The organism is Meiothermus sp., assembly GCF_025060375.1.
Lineage (GTDB): Bacteria > Deinococcota > Deinococci > Deinococcales > Thermaceae > Meiothermus.
Window position 1 is genome coordinate 41,485 of record NZ_JANXCG010000056.1, and the last position, 18,652, is coordinate 60,136.

Consider the following 18,652-nt stretch of genomic DNA (forward strand, 5'->3'; position numbering starts at 1 on the left):
AGGCAACCATGAGGGGGGTCTGCGCACTCATTCGGGATGTCGTCAGACCCCCCCTTTTCCTTTTCATCTTTGCGCTGAGCCCCGCCCTAGCTCAGATGGTTATCCGCAACCAGGCCACGGCCCAGGCGGACGGGCAAACCCGCCCCTCCAATGTCGTGGAAACCCGGCTGGACCTCCCTCTCCTCTTCTCCAAGGGGGTGGACCGCAAGGAGGCCACCGTGGGGGACCGCTTGGTCTATACCCTGACCCTGGTGAACCCGGGGCAGGCCGCGCTGCTCGTGGACCTGGAGGACCAGCTTCCGACAGGGACCCAATACGTTCCCGGCACCGCCCAGCCAGTGGTGGCCGCGCATGGGGAGGGGCGGCTGCGCTGGGCCGGCCTCCGGCTGGACCCAGGGGGCCGGCTGGTCCTCACCTATGCGTTGCGCGTCCTCCCTGGGGCCCCTGAGCGGCTGGTCAACACCGCCACCGCTACCGCCACTCGGGAGGGCCCAGGAGACCAGGTCAACGCAGTCCTCTCGGCCACGGCATTCACGCGGGTAGGCGCGGGTCCTTTGGCCCCACCGAACGCCCTACTGGGCCGGGTCTATCTGGACACCGATGGGGACGGCCGGTACACCCCGGGAGTGGACATCCCCCTGCCCGGGGCTCGAGTGGTGCTCGGCGACGGGCTGCAAACCCTCACCGATGCGGAGGGCCGCTACGGCTTCCGCAACCTGGCCGGGGGGGTCTGGACGGTCACCCTTGATCCCGCCTCGGCCCCCTTCCCTCCCCTCCCTCACCCCGAGGCCTTGGGCGACGGCTACCGGCACCGGGTACGGGTGGAGGGGCTCACCGTAAGCGACTTCCCCCTGAGGGCCCCGAGCGGCGTCGTCAGCGTGGCCCGCGAGACGGTCCTCCAGTTTGGCCCCCTGAAGGTGCACAAGCGGCTCCTCGAGCTGCCCCAGGGGGTGCGGGTGGTCCTGGTCCTGCGGAGCGACGAGGCGCTTTCCGACCTGACGCTCACCGACCCGCTGCCCGGTGGGGGGGAGCGGCGCTTCCACTTTGAGGTCTTCCAGGGCGAGCAGACCCTCACCTACGACCTGCCGGGCGGATTCCTGACCGACCCCCAGGTGCGCTGGAGGTACCCGTGAGAAGCCTTGGCCTCCTCTTCCTTCTCCTCGCGGGAGTGGCCCTCGCTCAACCCCGCACCGACCTCAAGGGCATCGTGCCGGGGGACGCGCTGGGCTGGGAGGTGCGGGACTTGCGAGCCAGCGTGGTGGTAGGCAAGCCCACCCTCCTAAACCTGCAGATCTACTCGCCTGGTTTTGACCCGAACGACTACCGCAGGGGCCTCCGGGGCGGGGAGGAACTGGGCGACGAGCGCTACGACGGGGGACGGGGGGAACTGGTGGCCGAGTTCACCCTTGCTCGAGGCGAGCAGATTGTGGTCCAGAAGACCTACGGGGTGGAGCCCCACCGCTGGGACCTTTTCTTTAGGGGACCCCTGGAGCCCGGGGTCTACACCCTCTCGGCCCGCTTTAGCGGCCGGGGCAAGAACGCCTTCCTCTACCGCATCCAGACCCGGGAACCCGACGCGGCTGAGCTCCTGGTTGAACCCGGCCTACAGCTCTACGACGTGCGCGGGAGGGGCTGGGTGGAGCCCCTGCACCTCCTGGTGGAAAGGGAGGCCCTGCCCGTGCGGGTAGGCTTCTACGATGAGGACGGCCCCAGGGAGATGGAGGCCCGGGTGCGGCTGCCGGATGGGCGCGCAGTGCCCCGCCCGGTCTCCGGCGACCGAGGCTGGGCTCACTACGAGATTCGCCAACCGGGGTTCTACACCTTTGGCTTCCGCCGCGCCCCGGGCGCAACCCAGCACTCCAACACCATCGGTGTCCGGCTGGACGCCTGCGTGGAGGTTGAGCGGGAGGCCTTCCGGGTGGTGGCCCCACGCCCTGTCTCGGTGAGGGTGGTGGACACCGAAGGCCGGCCCCTGAGAGCCCCTACCGCGGTTGAGGGGGGCAGTACCCGCACCGTTCGTCTGGCCTCCTTGCCCGAGGGGTACCGGCTGTTCCAGCTCGAGGCGCGGGGCGGTGAGCACCTTGGGGGTGGCGTCCTCCGCTTCGGCTGTGCAGGAGGTGAGGCCCGCTTCGTGCTGGAGAAGCACCCCGAAGCTACCCGGCCCCCGGTCGCGGAACCCGAGCCCCCAGCCACGCTGGAGCTTGGGGCCGCTCTGATTACCCCCAGCGGGGAGGAACCCTTCCCCCTGAGCGTGCAGGTGGGCGAGCGTCGGCTTGGGCCTGGCCGCTATGAGCTACCTCCTGGAAGCTATACCTTGATGCCTGAGCTAGAAGGCGCCCGCGTCGAGGGGCCCTCCTCGGTCAGGCTGGAAAGTGGTGAGGTTAGGCGGATAATCTTCAGGGTTTACCCGGAAGTACAGCTCAGCCTGGAGGCCAGCCGCACCACCCTGCGGGTCGGTGAGGAGGCCACCCTGACGGCCCGGGTCCGCACGGCCTTCCCGCATACCCTGCCCGCTGAGATAGAAATGGAGCTGCCCCCCTGCCTGGAGGCCCTGGGGGCGACCCGCCTGACCGCCCCCGTGGCCGGGGGCCGCGACGCTGTGCTTGCCCTGCCGGTGCGGGCTGCCTGCCGGGGGGAGCTCGAGGTGGAGGCCCTCCTGGCCCCCTGGGGGCAGAGGGCCAGGACCCGGCTGCACCTCGTCCAACCCGCCGCCTTCACCCTGGAGAAGGAGGCCCTTAGCCCCACCGCGGCCGTGGGGGAGGAGGTGGTCTGGCGCCTGCGGGTGAGGAACACCGGCGACGAGGCTGGGTCCGTGCGGGTGCAGGACAGCCTTGCCGCTGGACTGCAGGGCCTGCCGCTCGACCAGAACATAAAACTGCTGCCCGGCGAGGAGCGCACCCTCGAGGTGCGCACCCGCGTGACCTCCGAGGCCCCTCCCACCCTTACCAACACCGCCCGGCTGCTTGACGAGCAGGGCCAAACCCTGGTTGAGGTCCGCGCTGGAGTGCGAACCCTCCGAGCGGTGGCCGGACTCTCCCGCTCGCTGGACAAGAGGGTGGTGGTCCCCGGCGAGGAAGTGGAGGTGCGGCTGGTGGTGCGCAACACCGGCGAAGCCCCCCTGCGCTACACCCTGGAAGACGCCTACCCCGAGTGGCTGGAGGTGGACGCCCCACCCCGATTCAGCGGCGAGCTGGCCCCCGGCGGAAGCGCTGTCCACACCTACAGGGCTCGGGTGCGCTTTGGCGCCCCAGCCGAAGGGGCCTTCCAAGCCAGGCTCCAGTCCAATGGCGGCGACCTGAGCGCACCGGATCGCCTCCAGCGCACCCTGGTGCACCTGGAAAAGGCCGTGGAGCCCGCACGGGTGCTGGTGGGCGGCGAGGCCACCTTCACCCTTCGGGTAGGCAACCCCACCGACCACCCGATAACCCTCAGCCTGCTGGAAGCCCCAGGCGAGGGGTTAGCGCTGCGGGGGAATCGCCCCTCGAGCCTCACCTTAGAGCCCGGGGAGACCCGCGAGGTGCGCTTTGAGGCCAAAGCGGAGCAGGCCGGTGCTCTGGAAAACGGGGCCACCGCTTTTGTGAACGGGACCCCAGCCTCCTTCCCGGCCAGGGCCACCCTGACCGCCCTCCCCCCCCTGGCACCGACGCGGGTCTCTACCGTGCGGCTGGAGTTCAGGGTAAAAGGGACGGGGGACCGCCTTCTCCTCACCCATCGTCCACCCGAGGGGGGCCAGTTTGAGCCCGGCTCGGCCCGGCTGGACGGCCGGCCCCTGGAAGACCCCCGCGTGGACGGGGAGGGCCGGCTCTACTTCGAGCTGCCCTACCAGGCCCAGGGGGTGGTCTCCTACGAGCTGCGCCACCGCGAGGCCCTGCCAGCTCTGGAGGCGCCCACCCTAACCCTGCGCATGGGCGACCGGGAGGTGTACCTGCAGGGCCAGCAAACCTTTGCCAGCCTCCAAAGGGCCCGGCCCACGGAGGTCAGGCTGCGCGAGGGCTTCATCCAAGAGCCCCTGCCCGGCACGGTCTTCCGGGTAGACAGGACCCGGGTGGTGCTGCAAACCCCCTACGGCCTCGAGACCCGCCTGACTCTAAACGGCCAGCCGATAGACACCAAGAACCTGGGCGAGGCCACCTACGACGAAGAAAACGGCCGGCAGACCCTCCAGTTCTATGGCGTACCCCTCCAGGAAGGGCGCAACCTGATTGAGGTGGAGACCCCGGTAGGCTCCGACCGGGTGGAGGTCTTCCTGGTAGGCCGTCCGGTCCGGCTGGAGGTGCGCCCTCTGCGGCTTTTGGCTGACGGCCGCACCCCTTTGGAGCTAGAGGTACGGGCCCTAGACGCCCTAGGCCTGACCGCGGGCTTTGGCCCGGTCACGGTGGAAACGAACGTTGAGCCCCTCGAGCCCGACGCCTTCCCGCTCCTGTCGGGCTACCAGGTGCCCCTCAAGGACGGGCAGGCCCTCCTGCGGCTCCGGCCTACCGCCGCCCCCACCCCTCTGCGCCTGCGGCTGACCTTCGAAGGGCTTTCAGCCCAGGCCGAGTTCTTCGCCCTGGGCCGCCAGGAGGGGCTGTGGCAGCTTCAGGGCAGCGCGGGGGTGCGGTTGGGCGAGAGCATCCAGGCGTTTGGAATGGGGCGCGGCTACCTAGAGGCCCCCCTGGAGGGCGGCGTCCTGCGGGCCGCCCTGGATGGCTCGCTGCGCTTTGAGGAGGGCCGGCCCCAGGTGGAAAGCGGACTGCGGGGGCTCCCTGACCCCACCGGGCGCTTCCCCCTCACGGGCGCAGGGAGCGAGGCCCAAAGGCCCCTGCCGTCCAACGATCCGGTGGCCCTGCGCTATGACCGGGAAGGCTTCAGCCTGGGCTACTTTGCTGACCAGCTGAGCGTGTTTGGCCTGAGCGAACTGCCCCAGGGCACCGCCCTGCGCCTCGAGACCCGCCAGGACCTAGCCCTGCAAGGCTTTGCGGGCTGGCTGCCGGTGGGCAGCAAAACCGACCTGATCGTGCCCGATGGCACCCGCTTCTACAAGCTGAGCGGGCCCGCCGAACCAGGCAGCGAGCAGGTGGTGCTGCTGGTGGGGGCTAGCGAAAGGCGGCTGGAGCGCCTAAAGGACTACGTGCTGGACGCTTCAAGCGGCATTCTGACCCTCTCCGAACCGCTTTGGCCCAGTAGCTCCGACTTCCAGCCGGTGCGGCTGCGGGTGGTGTATGCCCCGCTGGGCGGCGCCCGCGAACTGGGCTACGGGGCCGGGGCGCGCTGGCGGGTGGGCGACTTTAGCATTGGGGCAGGGGCCGCCTACCTGCCCGGCAACGGCTGGCGCTACGGGGCCGAAGCCGCCTACCAGCTTCCTGGGTTTGGCCTGCGGGCCACCTACAGCCGGGGCAGCGCCGAGCGGTTTGGCCTCGAGCTCTCCGGCAAGAATGGCCCCCTGGAGTCCACCGCCCACCTGAGCTACGGGGGCAAGCTCCAGGGCCAGGCCCAGGTGGCCTACCGCCTGAGCGAAGCCGACCGGGTCTCGCTCGAGCACCAGACCGGCGAGACCAACCGCACCGGCCTGCTCTACACCCGCCGCCTGAACCCCGCCTTCTCGGTGGGGGGCGGGCTGGGTTACACCTGGGAAACCGCCACCCTGCTGGGCCTGGGGCGGCTGGGCTTTAGCAGCGGGCCCCTGAACACGGAACTCACCCACGCCCAGCCCTTCAGCCTGACCCAGAGCGCCGCCACCCGCCTGCGGAGCAGCTATGCCTTCGACGCCAACCTGAGCGCCGAGGCCGACCTGACCCAGACCTGGGGCCTGGGCCTCTCGGGGAGCCTGGGCCTCAAGCAAAAACTGGGCAGCGCCAACCTGGCCCTGGCCTACCAGCTGCCCGGCGCGGCGGGAGAGGGCAACCGGGCCCGCTTTGGCCTGGAAGCGCCCCTGCCCCTTACCGATGGCTGGAGCCTGAATGCCAGCGCAGGCTACGAGCGCAGCCTCTCCACCGGCAGCGACCAGCTGGCCTTTGGCCTGGCCCTGCGCTACCAGGCCGAGCAGTTCAGCGCCACCCTGGGGGCCGAGACCGCCTGGGCCGCCGGCCAGCCCAAGCTGGTGTGGCGGGCCGGGGCCACCGGTCAGCTCGATGCCCAGCAGACCCTCTCGCTGGACGCCAACTACCAGATATTGCCCGTCCTCGAGGGTCGCGTTACCCTGGCCTACGCGCTGCGCGGGCGCGACGCCTCGCTCCTGAGCTACCACCGGCTGAATAGCGGGGGTGAGCGGGTGCTCGAGGGCGCCCTGGCTGCCAGCTATCACCCCGGCCTGAGCTTCCAGCTCCGGCCCAGCCTGGCCTACCGCCTCAAACTCGACGACCCCACCGGCCACACCTACGGGCTGGGCCTGGGCGGCAACTACTACCTCACCGACTGGCTGGGCCTGGGGGCCGCCGTCTACTACCAGCTCCAGCCCGGAACCCAGAGCAGCGCCACAGCCTGGTCGCTCGAAGCCAGCTTCCGCCTGGTGGAGGGCCTTTGGCTCAACGCAGGCTACACCCTGGGCGGCTTTGTGGGCCCGACCCCCGAAACCGCGCCCGGCTTCTACCTCAGGTTCGACTTCCTGGGAGGCTCTCGGTGAAACGGACGACCCCCCACTGGAACGAGCTGCGCCTGTACACCGCAAGGCTCCTGCTCCTCCCCCTCCTGCTCGCGCTGAGCCTGGCCCAGGCCCAGGTGGTGCGGAGCTTCACCAACGTGTTCAACAGCAACACCACTGGCAACATCGTAGTGATCGGCAATACCCTGATGACCTGCGGCACCAGCACCGTCACCCCCAGCAACCCCCCCACCTGCAACACCAGCGACACCAACCTGAGCAACAACCGTTCGATGGTGTTGGTTGACTTCGACGGCGACAGCTCCACCTCCAACTCCTCCCGCGCCACCCTGAGCCTGCCAAGCGGGGCCCAGGTGCTCTTCGCCGGGCTCTACTGGGGTGCCCGCGCCGACCCCAGCAGCACTACCCGCAACCAGATTCACTTCCGCCCACCAGGAAGCGGCTACCAGACCCTAAACGCCGACTGGCTTGAGACCATCACCACCCAAGGAGCTGCCACCAGCCGCCCCTACGCCGCTTTTCGCGACGTAACCAGCCTGGTGCAAGCTGCAGGCTCGGGCGACTACTGGGTGGCAAACATCACCGCCCTTACCGGCAACGACAGCCTGGGCTTTTACGCCGGCTGGAGCCTGGTGGTGGTCTACCAGCACCCCGCCGAGCCCCTCCGTCGCCTGACCGTAGCCCAGGGACTGGCCGTGGTGAGCAGCGGCAACAACGTAAATCAAACCGTCTCCGGGTTGCTGACCCCTGCGGTGGGCGCCGTGGAGGCCCGGGTAGGTGCGGTAGCCTGGGAGGGCGATGCGGGTATCCCGGGTGACCAGCTCCAAATCCGGCCCACGGGCGGTGCCACCTGGGCCAGCCTCTCCGATGGGCAGAACCCGGCCAACAACTTCTTCAACTCCAGCGTGAGCACCCTGGACAGTCGGTTCACCAACAAACAACCCGACTACGTGAACCAGTTCGCCCTGGATGCCGACGTGGTGCAGTACAACGGCCTGCCCAACGGCACCACCTCGGTAGACCTGCAGTTCACCTCCACCCAGGACGTCTACTTCCCCCAGGTGCTCACCTTCGCGGTGAACATCTACGCCCCTAACCTCACCACCACCTTCACCAAGACCGTGACCGACCTCAACGGGGGCAACGTGCTGGTGGGCGACATCCTGGAGTACACCATCAGCTTCACCAACACCGGAGGGGACGGGGCCACCAACGTGGTGGTGCGCGACCCGATTCCCCCAGGCACCCAGTACGTGCCGGGAAGCCTCCAGGTGCTCTCCAACGCCACCGGTGCTCCTACCGGTACCTTCACCGACGCCAGCGGCGACGACATCGCTGAGTACAGCAGTGGGTGCAGCGAGCTATCCGGAAGCCCCGCATGCGTGCGCTTCCGGCTGGGCATCGGAGCAGGGGCCACCCAAGGGGGCCTGATCCTCCCCAGCCAGGGGGCCAGCGTGCGCTTTAGGGTGCAGGTGCTGCCCAGCGCCGCCGGGACGACCCTGACCAACACTGCCCAGATCAGCTACAACAGCCAGACCCTGGGCACAGCCTTCAACCAGAGCGCAAGCGCCACGGCCAGCGCCAGCGTGCCCACCCCCCCGAGCCTGAGCAAGGCCTTCAGCCCCAGCAGCATCCCTGCAGGCGGCACCAGCACCCTCACCCTTACCCTCACCAACCCCAACACGGCCCCTGCTACCCTTGCTGCCGCCCTGGTGGACAACCTCCCTTCAGGCCTAGTGGTGGCCAGCCCCGCAGGCGCCACCACCACCTGCCCGGGCGGCTCGGTTGCGGCCAGCCCAGGGAGCAGCACGGTGAGCTTGGGGAGTGGGGCCCAGATTCCAGCAGGCGGGTCCTGCACAGTGAGCGTGAACGTGACGGGCAGTACCCCCGGCAGCTACACCAACACCCTGCCCGCCGGAGCCCTCCAGACCAACCAGGGCAACAACACCACCGCAGCCAGCGCCACCCTGAACGTCCTGGGAACCAGCCTTTCGGGCCGAATCTACGCCGACCAACAGCCCAACGGCACCCTCGAGCCCAGCGAGGGCTGGAGCAGCGGACCTACCGTGTACGTGAACCTGGTACAGAGCGGCTCGGTAGTGCAGTCAGTAGCGGTAGGCCCGGGCAGCGGCACCTATACCTTCAACGCTGTCCCCCCCGGTAGCTACACCCTGGTGGTGGCCACCAGCCCCACAGCCACCACCCCCACAGCCCCCGCAGGATGGCTTTTTGTCAACCCAGCGGGCACCCGGAACGTCAACGTGGGGACGACCCCCATCGCCAACCAAGACTTTGGCCTCTACCACGGCTCACGCCTGCAGGGCCGGGTCTTCTGGGACGACGGCCTGGGTGGGGGCACCCCTAACGACGCCGTGCAAAACGGGGGCGAGGCCGGGATAGGAGGGGTCCTTGTGGAGGCCACCGATGGGAACCAGTCGGTGAGGACCACCACCGATGGTGCCGGCCAATTCAGCCTCTACGTACCCCACACCTTTGGTCCCAACCTCACCCTGCGCCACGCCCAAAGCCCGGCCACCGGCACCAATGTGGGCGGGGGTGCAGTGGCCCTGGCCGCTACCTACGGCGACCCAAGCGCCCAGGCCCGCACCATCGCGGGCTTTACCCCAGGGCAGGTCTACAGCGGCTACAACTTCGGCGTGGTGCGGCCCTCCCGCCTCGAGCCCGACCGCTCGGGGCAAGCCACAAGCCCAGGCACCATCACCTACAGCCACCTCTTCCGGCCGGGTACCCTGGGGAGCGTAAGCCTCGGGGTCACCGGAGGGAGCTTTGGCTACAGGCTGAGGTGGGACGCAAACTGCAACGGCAACTTTGACGCCTCCGAGGTCTTCGCCCCCCCACCCCTTGTGCTGAACGTGGACGCCACCTGGCCCCGCGAGACCGATGGGAGCCTGCGGGCCTGCGCGGTGGAACTGGAGGTACAGGTGCCCGGAGGGGTAGCCTCCGGCACCGTGGACATAGCCCGGCTGGGCCTCAGCCTTACCTGGACGGGCAACCCGAGCGCTGTGGAGGCCAGAGCACTCCTGGACGCCACCACGGTCCTTCCCTCGGGAGGGCTTTCCCTACGCAAGGAGGTGCGGAACGTGACCCAAGGCACTCCCTTCAGCAGCGCGGGTGGGGGCCGGCCGGGCGAGGTGCTGGAATACTGCATCAGCTACCAGAACCTGGGCAGTAGCCCCATCACGAGCGTGGTCATCACCGACCCTATCCCCTTCTTCACCCTCTACCAGCCAGGTAGCCTCAGGCTCAACGGGAACCCCCTTACGGAGGCGGCAGACGCCGACCCTGGGGAGGTGAGCGGGGGTGTGGTGCGGGTAGGGGTGGGGAACCTGACCCCCGGCGCGGGAGGCAGCGTCTGCTACCAGGTACAGGTACGGTAAACCCTTTCACAACAGGCCCTTCTAGGGGAATAAACTGAGGGCATGTCGCTGGCGGCGTTTCACCAGGCGCAAGGGGCAGTGTGGGACCGGGAGGGTGAGGTAGAGGTACCCTGGAGCTACGGAAACGTGGAGGAGGAGGTGGAGGCGCTCTACCGGGGAGCGGCGTTGCTGGACTTTTCCGAACACGGCCTTCTGGAGCTGAGAGGGGCGGATCGGGTGGACTTCCTACACAACCAATGCACTTCCGACATTCGGGGAATGCCCAAAGAGAGCTGGCTCGAGACCCTCTTCCTAAACGCCAGGGGCCAGATTGAGCACCTGGGTCGGGTCTTCCACCTTGGGGAGGCCCTTTGGGTAAGCTCCCCCAGCGCCCAGGCCCTAGCCCAGCGCTTCCGCCGCTACATCGTCTTTGACCAGGTGGAGGTAGAACCCCTGCCCCACTCCCTCCTGCGCCTGCAAGGCCCCCAGGCTGAGGCGGTGGGGCAGCAGCTCCTCCCCCTGCCCCCCCGCTGGAGCCTGAGCCGGCTTTCCGGTGGGGTGGTGGCCCGCGACGAGCTGGGCCTTTGGTTGCTGCTCCCGACCCCACAGGCCGCAGATCTAGCCCCTCAACTGCTGGAGCACGGGGCGACCCCAGTGGGCCGCCAGGCCTGGCACATCTGGCGGGTGGAGCAGGGGCAGCCCGACCTGGCTGAAGCCTTGGGGGAACTGCCCCAGGAGGCGGGCTTGGAGGGCCGGGTGAGCTACAAAAAGGGCTGTTACCTGGGCCAGGAGATCATGGCCCGGCTCGAGGCCCGGGGCCAGACCCGCTACCGCCTGATGGCCTTGCTGGGGCAGGCCCAGATACCCCCCGGGGCCGAGGTTTTTCGCGAAGGCAGACCCGTGGGGCGGGTGGGTACCGCGGTGGAATCGCCGGAATGGGGTGCGGTGGCCCTGGCCCTCCTGCGCAAGGAGCTGCGCCCCGGCGACCAGGTCAGGGTGGGGGAGTGGTCGGCCACGGTGGCCTCCCTTCCGCTGGAGTAGCATCTCCCCTCCGTATGATGGAAGGAGGGGGTGGCGGTGTTTTTCAAAGAAAGCGGAAAACACCGGCTTTGATATGTCTTTGGCAGAGATAATCGGAGTGGGGGACGAGCTGCTCTACGGCGAAACCGTGGACACCAACACCGCGGAAATCGCCGCCAGCCTTCGGCCCTATGCGCTGGAAGTGCGGCGCACCCTGCGGGTGGCCGATCACCTGGAGACCCTAGCCCTGGAGGTGCGCCGGGCCTGGGAAGGGGCCCGTCTGGTGGTCCTTTCGGGGGGGCTCGGCCCTACCCCGGACGACATCACCCGCGAGGCAGTAGCCCAGGCCCTGGGGGAGGAACTGGAAATCGACCTCGAGGTGCTGGCCCAGCTGGAGGCCCTCTTTGCCCAGAGGGGATGGCAGATGCCCGAGGCCAACCGCAAACAGGCCATGAGGATCCCCTCGGCTCGCTGGATCCCTAACCCCCGGGGCACCGCACCCGGCTGGTGGGTGCGTCGGGACGGCAAGGACCTGGTGGCCCTGCCCGGTCCGCCAGCGGAGTGGCGACCCATGTGGGCTGAAACCCTACCCCAGCTTGGTCTGCCCCCCCGCCCCTACAAGCAGGCCACCCTCAAGACCTTTGGTCTGGGGGAATCGCGGATTGTGGAGCTTCTCGGCGAGCTGTTCCAGCGCAACGGCGAGGCCCAGGTGGGCACCTACGCCCACGCAGACGGGGTAGCGGTGGTGGTGCGCGGAGAACCCGAGGCCGTAGAACGCCTTGTGGACGCGCTCCGCTCGAGGCTGGGCGGGGCAGTCTGGGGAGAGGACGGGGATAGCCTACCCGCACTGACCCTGGAGCAGCTCCAGGCTCGAGGCGCCACTCTAGCCACCCTGGAGTCCGTAACAGGCGGTGCGCTGAGCGCCCTGCTCACCTCGGTCAGCGGTGCCTCTAGGGTCTACCTGGGGGGGCTTATGGCCTATCATCCCCAGGCCAAGGCCCACCTGGGCCTTCCGGCCGAAGGTACGGTCTCGGCCGCTACTGCCGAAGCCATGGCTGCTCTGGCCCAGGAGCGGTTCGGCGCCACCTACGGCCTGGCCACCACCGGCGTAGCCGGCCCAGAAGAGCTGGAGGGCCAGCCGGTGGGCACGCTGTACGTGGGCCTGGCAGGCCCGGAAGGGGTGCGCTCGAGGCACTACCGCCTGCCGGGGGCCAGCCGCGAGGTACTGCGCCAGCGCGCCGCCCACGCTGCTTTGGCCTTCCTGCTGGGAGAGCTGCGATGAGGCTTTTCTACGCCCTTTTCCCCCCCCGAGCGGTGCAGCAAAGCCTGGCCCAGATTCAGGAAAAGCTGCGCCCCTACAGGGGTTGGAGGCCGGTACAGCCCCACCAGATGCACATCACCCTGCTTTTCCTGGGAGAACAGCCCGAAGCGCGCCTCCCGGAGCTGCGCCAGACAGGAAGGGAGGTGGCCGCCCGGGTACCCGCCTTTGAGGTAACCCTAGGGGGTACCGGCTACTTCCCCGCCGCTGGCTCCCCACGGGTCTGGTTCGTCAAAGCCAGCGGGGTCGGCTTGGAACCCCTGGCCTCCGGGCTCCAGCAGGCCTTAGGGATAGGGGAGGGCACCTTCCGCCCCCACCTTACCCTAGCCCGGAAAAAAGGCCCCGCACCCCGGGTGGGGCCGGTGGTGGTAAATCTGCGCTTTACCGCCCGAGCAGTATGCTTGGTGGAGTCAAAGCTGGAACCCGCAGGAGCAAGGTACCGTGTTCTGGAGGCGTTTCCGCTGAATGGGAGTGGGTATGGACAAGGAGAAGCAGAAGGTTTTAGAGGGCACCCTGAAGACCATTGAAAAGCAGTTTGGCAAGGGGGCCATCATGCGCTTGGGGGAGGCCCCCAAACAGCAGGTGGACGTGATCCCAACCGGAAGCCTGGGCCTGGACATGGCCCTAGGGGTGGGCGGCATCCCCAAGGGTCGGATCATCGAGATTTACGGGCCGGAGTCTGGCGGCAAGACCACCCTGGCCCTCTCCATCATCGCCCAGGCCCAGCAGATGGGCGGGGTGGCGGCTTTCATTGACGCTGAGCACGCCCTCGACCCCCTGTACGCCAAAAGCCTGGGGGTCAACATAGACGATCTGCTGGTCTCCCAACCGGACACCGGCGAGCAGGCCCTGGAGATCGTGGAGCTTCTGGCCCGCAGCGGGGCCGTGGACGTGGTGGTGGTGGACTCGGTGGCAGCCCTGGTGCCCCAGGCCGAGATAGAGGGCAACATCGGGGACGCTTTCGTCGGGGTGCAGGCTCGGCTGATGAGCCAGGCCCTCCGCAAGCTCACCGCGGTACTGGCCAAGAGCAACACCGCCGCCATCTTCATCAACCAGATTCGCGAAAAGGTAGGCACCACGTACGGCAACCCGGAAACCACCCCCGGCGGCCGGGCGCTCAAGTTCTACGCCTCGGTGAGGCTGGACGTGCGCAAGCAGGGCCAGCCCATCAAGGTGGGCAACGCGGCGGTGGGCAACCGGGTCAAGGTCAAGGTCACCAAGAACAAACTGGCCCCTCCCTTCCGCGAACACGAGATTGAGCTGTACTTCGGCAAGGGCATAGACCCTCTGGCCGACCTGGTGAGCATCGCCATTGCCACCGAGGTGATCAGCAAATCCGGCTCCTGGCTCTCCTACGGCGAGGTGCGGCTTGGTCAAGGCAAGGAAAAGGCCGTGGAGTTCCTGAAGGGTGAGCCCCGGCTGGCTCAGGAAATCCGTGAGAAAGTTCTGGCCCAAGCTGGTAAGCTAGCTGTACTGACGGCCTCTTCCGAAGAAGGCGAAGCGGCAGAGGCTGCCGAGGTTTAGACGAGACTTGTGGGGTTCTCCCAGGATGAAGGGCCCGGTAGACATGGGGGGAAGGATTTGCTCGGCGGACGGCTGGGCTGAGGGGCTTGAAGGCGGTCCGGTGGCCGCAGGGCGTCGGGCCCAAAGCCCAACCCGCGCTTTTTAGATAGACATCCACCCGACCCGGAACTGAGAGAACCTCCTTGCCGAGGAGGTAGCGATGGCTTTTACGATTCTGGACGCAATATTGGCGCTGATGGTGCTCGTGCTGGGGGTGGCGGTGGTGGTGCTGGCCCAGCGCAGCGCCCGGCTGGCCGAGGTCAACAAAGGTGAACTCGAGGCAGCCCACCGGGAAGCCCAGAAAACCCTGGAGGCAGCCCGTCGGCAGGCCGAGGCGGTCTTGGAGCAGGCCAGGGCCCAGCTAGAGGCAGCCCGCGAGGAGGCCCAGAGCCTGCGGCAAAGCGCGCTTTTGGAGGCCCAAAACCTGCGGCAAAGCGCCCAGGCCGAGCTCGAGCGGCTACGCCAGCAAGGGGAAGAGCGGCTGCGGCAACAGCTGAGGGAAGAACGTGAGCGGCTACAGGCCGGTCTGGAGGCGGAGCGAGCCTCCTTGAAGGCCGAACGGGAACGCTTGCAGAGCGAGCTGCAGGCCATCCGGGCTGAGCGGGAGGAGCTCAGGCGGGAGGCTGAGAGGCTCACCCGGCGCAGCGAGCAGCTTGACGCCCGCGCGGCCCGGCTGGATGAGCAGGAAGAGCGGCTGGACACCCTGGAAAGAAGCCTCCAGAACCGCGAGGCCGAGCTAGCCCAGCGCGAAGGGCAGATCGAATTGAAGCTCCAGGAAGTGGCCGGGATGAGCCGGGAGGAAGCCCGCAACCTGCTCCTTTCCCGGCTGGACGCCGAACTGGAGGAGGAGAAGGCCCTGCGGGTCAAGGCCAACCTGGAGAGGATTCGGCTGGAGGTCAAGCGCGAGGCGCAAAAGCTGCTGGCCCTGGCCGCACAGCGCCAGGCCTCCGAAACCGCCGCAGCCCTGGCCGTCTCGGTGGTGCCCATCCCTTCCGATGCCATGAAGGGCCGCATCATCGGGCGCGAGGGACGCAACATTCGCACCTTCGAGGCCCTCACCGGGGTCGACCTGATCATCGACGACACCCCCGAGGCAGTGCTCCTCTCCAGCTTCAACCCCGTGCGGCGCGAGATCGCCCGCATGGCCCTGGAGCAGCTCGTGGCCGATGGCCGCATCCACCCCAGCCGCATCGAGGAGGTGGTGGAAAAGGCCAAAAATGAGATGAAGACCTTTATCTACGAGCGAGGGGAGGAGGCCGCTTTGGAGGCCGGGGTGGTGGGTCTCAAACCGGGCCTGGTGCAGCTTCTGGGGCGGTTGCACTTCAGAAGCTCCTACGGCCAAAACGTGCTCAAGCACTCCATCCAGGTAGCCCACCTGACCGGCATCATGGCCGCCGAGCTGGGGTTGGATGCGGTGCTGGCCCGTCGGGCGGGACTGCTGCACGACCTGGGCAAGTCGGTGGACCGCGAGATTGAGGGCACCCACGTGGAAATCGGCGTTACCCTGGCCACCCGCTTCGGCGAGCCCAAGGAGGTTGTAGACGCCATCGCCCACCACCACGATCCCGAAAACGGCGAGACCCTCTACGCGGTGCTGGTGGCCGCCGCCGACGCCATCAGCGCGGCCCGCCCCGGTGCACGGCGCGAGAGCCTGGAGGAGTACCTCCAGCGCCTGGAGCAGCTCGAGCGCATCGCCCTCTCCTTCCCCGGGGTAGACCACGCCTTTGCGGTGCAGGCCGGGCGCGAGGTGCGGGTCATCGTGAAGCCCGAGCGCATCTCCGATGCCAAGGCGGTGCTGCTGGCCCGGGAGATTGCCGGACGCATTGAGCGGGACATGAATTACCCAGGCCAGGTGCAGGTCACGGTGGTGCGGGAGAGCCGGGCAGTGGAATTCGCCAAGTGATTTGTAGCCCTGCCGAAAAACCCGCCTAAGGACCACGGGTATCCTCCTTGATATGGCGCAGACTGCAATCGTAATCGGCTCGGGCATCGGCGGGCTGGCCATGGGCATCCGCCTTCAGAGCCTGGGCTTTGAGACCACCATTCTGGAAAAACTGGACGGCCCGGGTGGGCGGGCCTACACCAAGCGCGTAGATGGCTTCACCTTTGACATGGGGCCCACCGTGATCACCGTGCCCCACTTCATCGAGGAGCTATTCGCGCTGGAGCGGGGCCAGCCGGGGCTTCACCTACCCGACTTCCCAGAGTCGGTGCGAGAGGGGGGTAAAGGGGTGCGGGAAGGCCTATCGGGGGGAGCCCACACCAGCCGGTATGTGCAGATCGTGCCTATCCGGCCCTTCTACCGCATCTACTTCGACGACGGCAGCTACTTCGACTACGACGGCGATCCCGAGAACACCCGCCGCCAGGTGGCCGCTCTAGGCGAGCCCGGCGACCTAGAGGGCTACGAGCGCTTCCACCGCGATGCCCAGGCCATCTTCCAGCGGGGCTTCCTCGAGCTGGGCTACACCTACTTCGGCGACCCCCTGACCATGCTGCGAATCGTACCCGACCTCCTGCGGCTGGACGCGGTGCGCAGCCTCTTCAGCTTCACCAGCAAGTACTTCCGCTCGCCCAAGCTGCGCCAGGTCTTCAGCTTCGAAACCCTGCTCATCGGCGGCAACCCCCTGGCGGTGCCGGCCATCTACGCCATGATCCACTTCGTGGAGAAAACCTGGGGGGTCCACTTCGCCCTAGGGGGCACCGGGGCGTTGGTGCGAGCCCTGGTACAAAAGTTCGAGGAGCTGGGTGGGCAGATTCGCTACAACGCCGAGGTGGCCCGGATCAATGTGGCGCGGCAGGGCCGGCGCAAGGTGGCCACCGGGGTCACCCTAAAGAGCGGCGAGGTGCTCGGCAGCGACCTGGTGGTCTCCAACGCCGACTACGCCCACACCTACCTAAGGCTGGTCGAACCCCAGCACCGCTTCTGGAATGCCGACTGGCTGGTGAAACGGCGTCCCCAGAGCATGTCTTTGGTGGTCATCTACTTTGGCTTCAAGGCCGATGGCCGCGAAGGGGAGCGGCTTCGGCATCACAACATCATCCTAGGACCCCGCTACGAGGGGCTGCTGCAGGACATCTTCGGGAGGAAGGTCCTGGCCAAAGACTTCAGCCAGTACCTCCACATCCCCACCCTCACCGACCCCTCCTTGGCCCCGCCGGGGCACCACGCAGCCTACACCCTGGTGCCGGTACCCCACAACGGCAGCGGATTGGACTGGGAGCTTTTGGGAGAGCCTTTTGTGGACAAGGTGCTGCGCTTCCTGGATGAGCGCGGCTACCTGCCAGGCCTGATGGAGCGCCTGGTGCACAAAAGCTTCATCACCCCCGACTACTTCGAGCACACCCTCAACAGCTACCTGGGCAACGCCTTCGGCCCCGAGCCCATCCTGGCGCAGTCGGCCTTCTTCCGGCCGCACAACCGAAGCGAGGACATCCAAAACCTCTACCTGGTGGGTGCTGGGGTGCAGCCTGGGGCCGGCACCCCCAGCGTGATGATGTCGGCCAAGATGACCGCGCGGCTCATCGCCCGAGACTTTGGGCTTTTGGAGGAGCCCCAAGGAAATCTTCCAGCCCCCCAGCCCGTCTAGTCCGGCCACTCCCCCACCCGTTCCCGCTCGGGATGGTAGCCCGCCTGCTCCAGCATCCGCCGCACCTCCTCGCCGTGGGCGGCATCGCGCACCTCGAGCACCAGCTCCACCCCCACCTTGCCCAAAGGGGCCAGCCAGAGCGCCCGGCGGTGGAAGATATCCACGATGTTGGCCCCGGCCTCGGCCACCAGCGAGACCACCCGGGCCAGCGCCCCGGGCCGGTCCACCACCGCCAGCTTGAGCAGGATGTAGCGCCCCTGCCGCACCATGACCTGCTCAATCACCCGAGAGAGCAGGTTGCCGTCGATGTTGCCCCCGCAGAGCACGGTGGCTACGGTCTGCCCTGGGGCCAGGGGCACCTTGCCCGCAAGCAGGGCGCCCATCCCTGCCGCACCAGCCCCCTCCACCACCAGCTTGAGGTTCTGGGCGCAGTGGGCGATGCCGCGGGCAATCTCGTCGTCGCTCACCTCCACCACCTGGTCCACATACCGCTGAATGAGGGGCAGGGTCAGCTCCCCCGGCCGCTTGACCGCGATGCCGTCGGCGATGGTCTGGGCAGCGGGAACGCTTACCGGTGCTCCGGCCTTGAGGGACAGGTTAACCGGAGCGCAGCCCTCAGCCTGCACCCCCACAATCCGCACCCCCGGGCGCAGGCTTTTGACCGCAACGGCCATCCCTCCAATCAGCCCTCCCCCACCGATGGGCACCACCAGCACGTCGAGATCGGGCAGGGCCTCCAGCAGCTCGAGGCCGATGGTACCCTGCCCAGCAATGACCCGCTCATCGTCGAAAGCGTGCACGTAGGTGTAGCCATGCCGCTGCTGCAGCTCGCGGGCATAGGCCACCGCGTCGTCGAAGCTGGCCCCATGGAGAACCACCTCAGCCCCTAGGCGGCGGGTGGCTACCACCTTGGTCAGGGGGGCGTGCTGAGGCATCACGATTACCGCCCGAATCCCCTGCATGGAAGCGGCCAGGGCCACCCCCTGGGCGTGGTTGCCGGCCGAAGGGGCAATCACGCCCCGGGCCTTCTCCTCGGGGCTCAAGGCGGCAATCTTGTTGAAAGCACCCCGCACCTTGAATGAGCCGCTTTTCTGCAAGGACTCGGCCTTCACAAAAAGCCGCACCCCTAGGTCTTCCGAAGCCAGAGGGTCGGGCAACACCGGGGTAGGGGCCACCACCCCCTGGATGAGCCCACGGGCCTGCA

At 67.9% G+C, this 18,652-nt stretch carries 10 protein-coding genes; 9 read left to right on the forward strand and 1 reads right to left on the reverse strand.

Going from position 1 to position 18,652, the window contains the following annotated elements; translation table 11 throughout:
• Positions 1 to 8 precede the first annotated feature (8 nt).
• The 9 genes from NZ849_RS07325 to crtI all read left to right on the forward strand — a co-directional run bounded on the left by NZ849_RS07325 (position 9) and on the right by crtI (position 17,448).
• Positions 9 to 1,133, forward strand: a complete 1,125-nt coding sequence (locus tag NZ849_RS07325; RefSeq protein WP_295405703.1) for a hypothetical protein — start codon at positions 9 to 11, stop codon at positions 1,131 to 1,133.
• Positions 1,130 to 6,601, forward strand: coding sequence for a hypothetical protein (locus NZ849_RS07330; protein WP_295405706.1), 5,472 nt, complete (start codon positions 1,130 to 1,132; stop codon positions 6,599 to 6,601). Before NZ849_RS07325 ends, NZ849_RS07330 begins: the two co-directional genes overlap by 4 nt.
• Positions 6,598 to 9,978, forward strand: a complete 3,381-nt coding sequence (locus tag NZ849_RS07335; protein ID WP_295405708.1) for a DUF11 domain-containing protein — start codon at positions 6,598 to 6,600, stop codon at positions 9,976 to 9,978. The genes NZ849_RS07330 and NZ849_RS07335 overlap by 4 nt, the downstream gene beginning before the upstream one ends.
• 42 nt (positions 9,979 to 10,020) lie before the next feature.
• Complete coding sequence (locus tag NZ849_RS07340) at positions 10,021 to 10,998, forward strand: folate-binding protein (protein WP_295405710.1); 978 nt, start codon at positions 10,021 to 10,023, stop codon at positions 10,996 to 10,998.
• 73 nt (positions 10,999 to 11,071) lie between these two features.
• Positions 11,072 to 12,259 carry a CinA family nicotinamide mononucleotide deamidase-related protein gene (locus NZ849_RS07345; protein ID WP_295405712.1) on the forward strand — a complete coding sequence of 396 codons (1,188 nt, stop codon included), beginning with the start codon at positions 11,072 to 11,074 and terminating at the stop codon, positions 12,257 to 12,259.
• Positions 12,256 to 12,822, forward strand: coding sequence for an RNA 2',3'-cyclic phosphodiesterase (gene thpR / locus NZ849_RS07350; protein ID WP_295405714.1), 567 nt, complete (start codon positions 12,256 to 12,258; stop codon positions 12,820 to 12,822). The genes NZ849_RS07345 and thpR overlap by 4 nt, the downstream gene beginning before the upstream one ends.
• The gene (gene recA / locus NZ849_RS07355) at positions 12,773 to 13,819 is read left to right on the forward strand and encodes a recombinase RecA (protein ID WP_295405716.1); all 1,047 of its coding nucleotides are present in this window, start codon (positions 12,773 to 12,775) and stop codon (positions 13,817 to 13,819) included. Before thpR ends, recA begins: the two co-directional genes overlap by 50 nt.
• A gap of 199 nt (positions 13,820 to 14,018) precedes the next feature.
• Positions 14,019 to 15,761: a ribonuclease Y gene (rny, locus tag NZ849_RS07360; RefSeq protein ID WP_295405718.1), complete on the forward strand. Its 1,743-nt coding sequence runs from the start codon at positions 14,019 to 14,021 to the stop codon at positions 15,759 to 15,761.
• 52 nt (positions 15,762 to 15,813) lie between these two features.
• Positions 15,814 to 17,448 carry a phytoene desaturase family protein gene (gene crtI, locus NZ849_RS07365; RefSeq protein ID WP_295405720.1) on the forward strand — a complete coding sequence of 545 codons (1,635 nt, stop codon included), beginning with the start codon at positions 15,814 to 15,816 and terminating at the stop codon, positions 17,446 to 17,448.
• Here the strand turns inward: crtI and ilvA are convergent.
• The coding region (gene ilvA, locus NZ849_RS07370) for a threonine ammonia-lyase (RefSeq protein WP_295405721.1) at positions 17,445 to 18,652 on the reverse strand (1,208 nt) is incomplete at its 5' end. The genes crtI and ilvA overlap by 4 nt on opposite strands.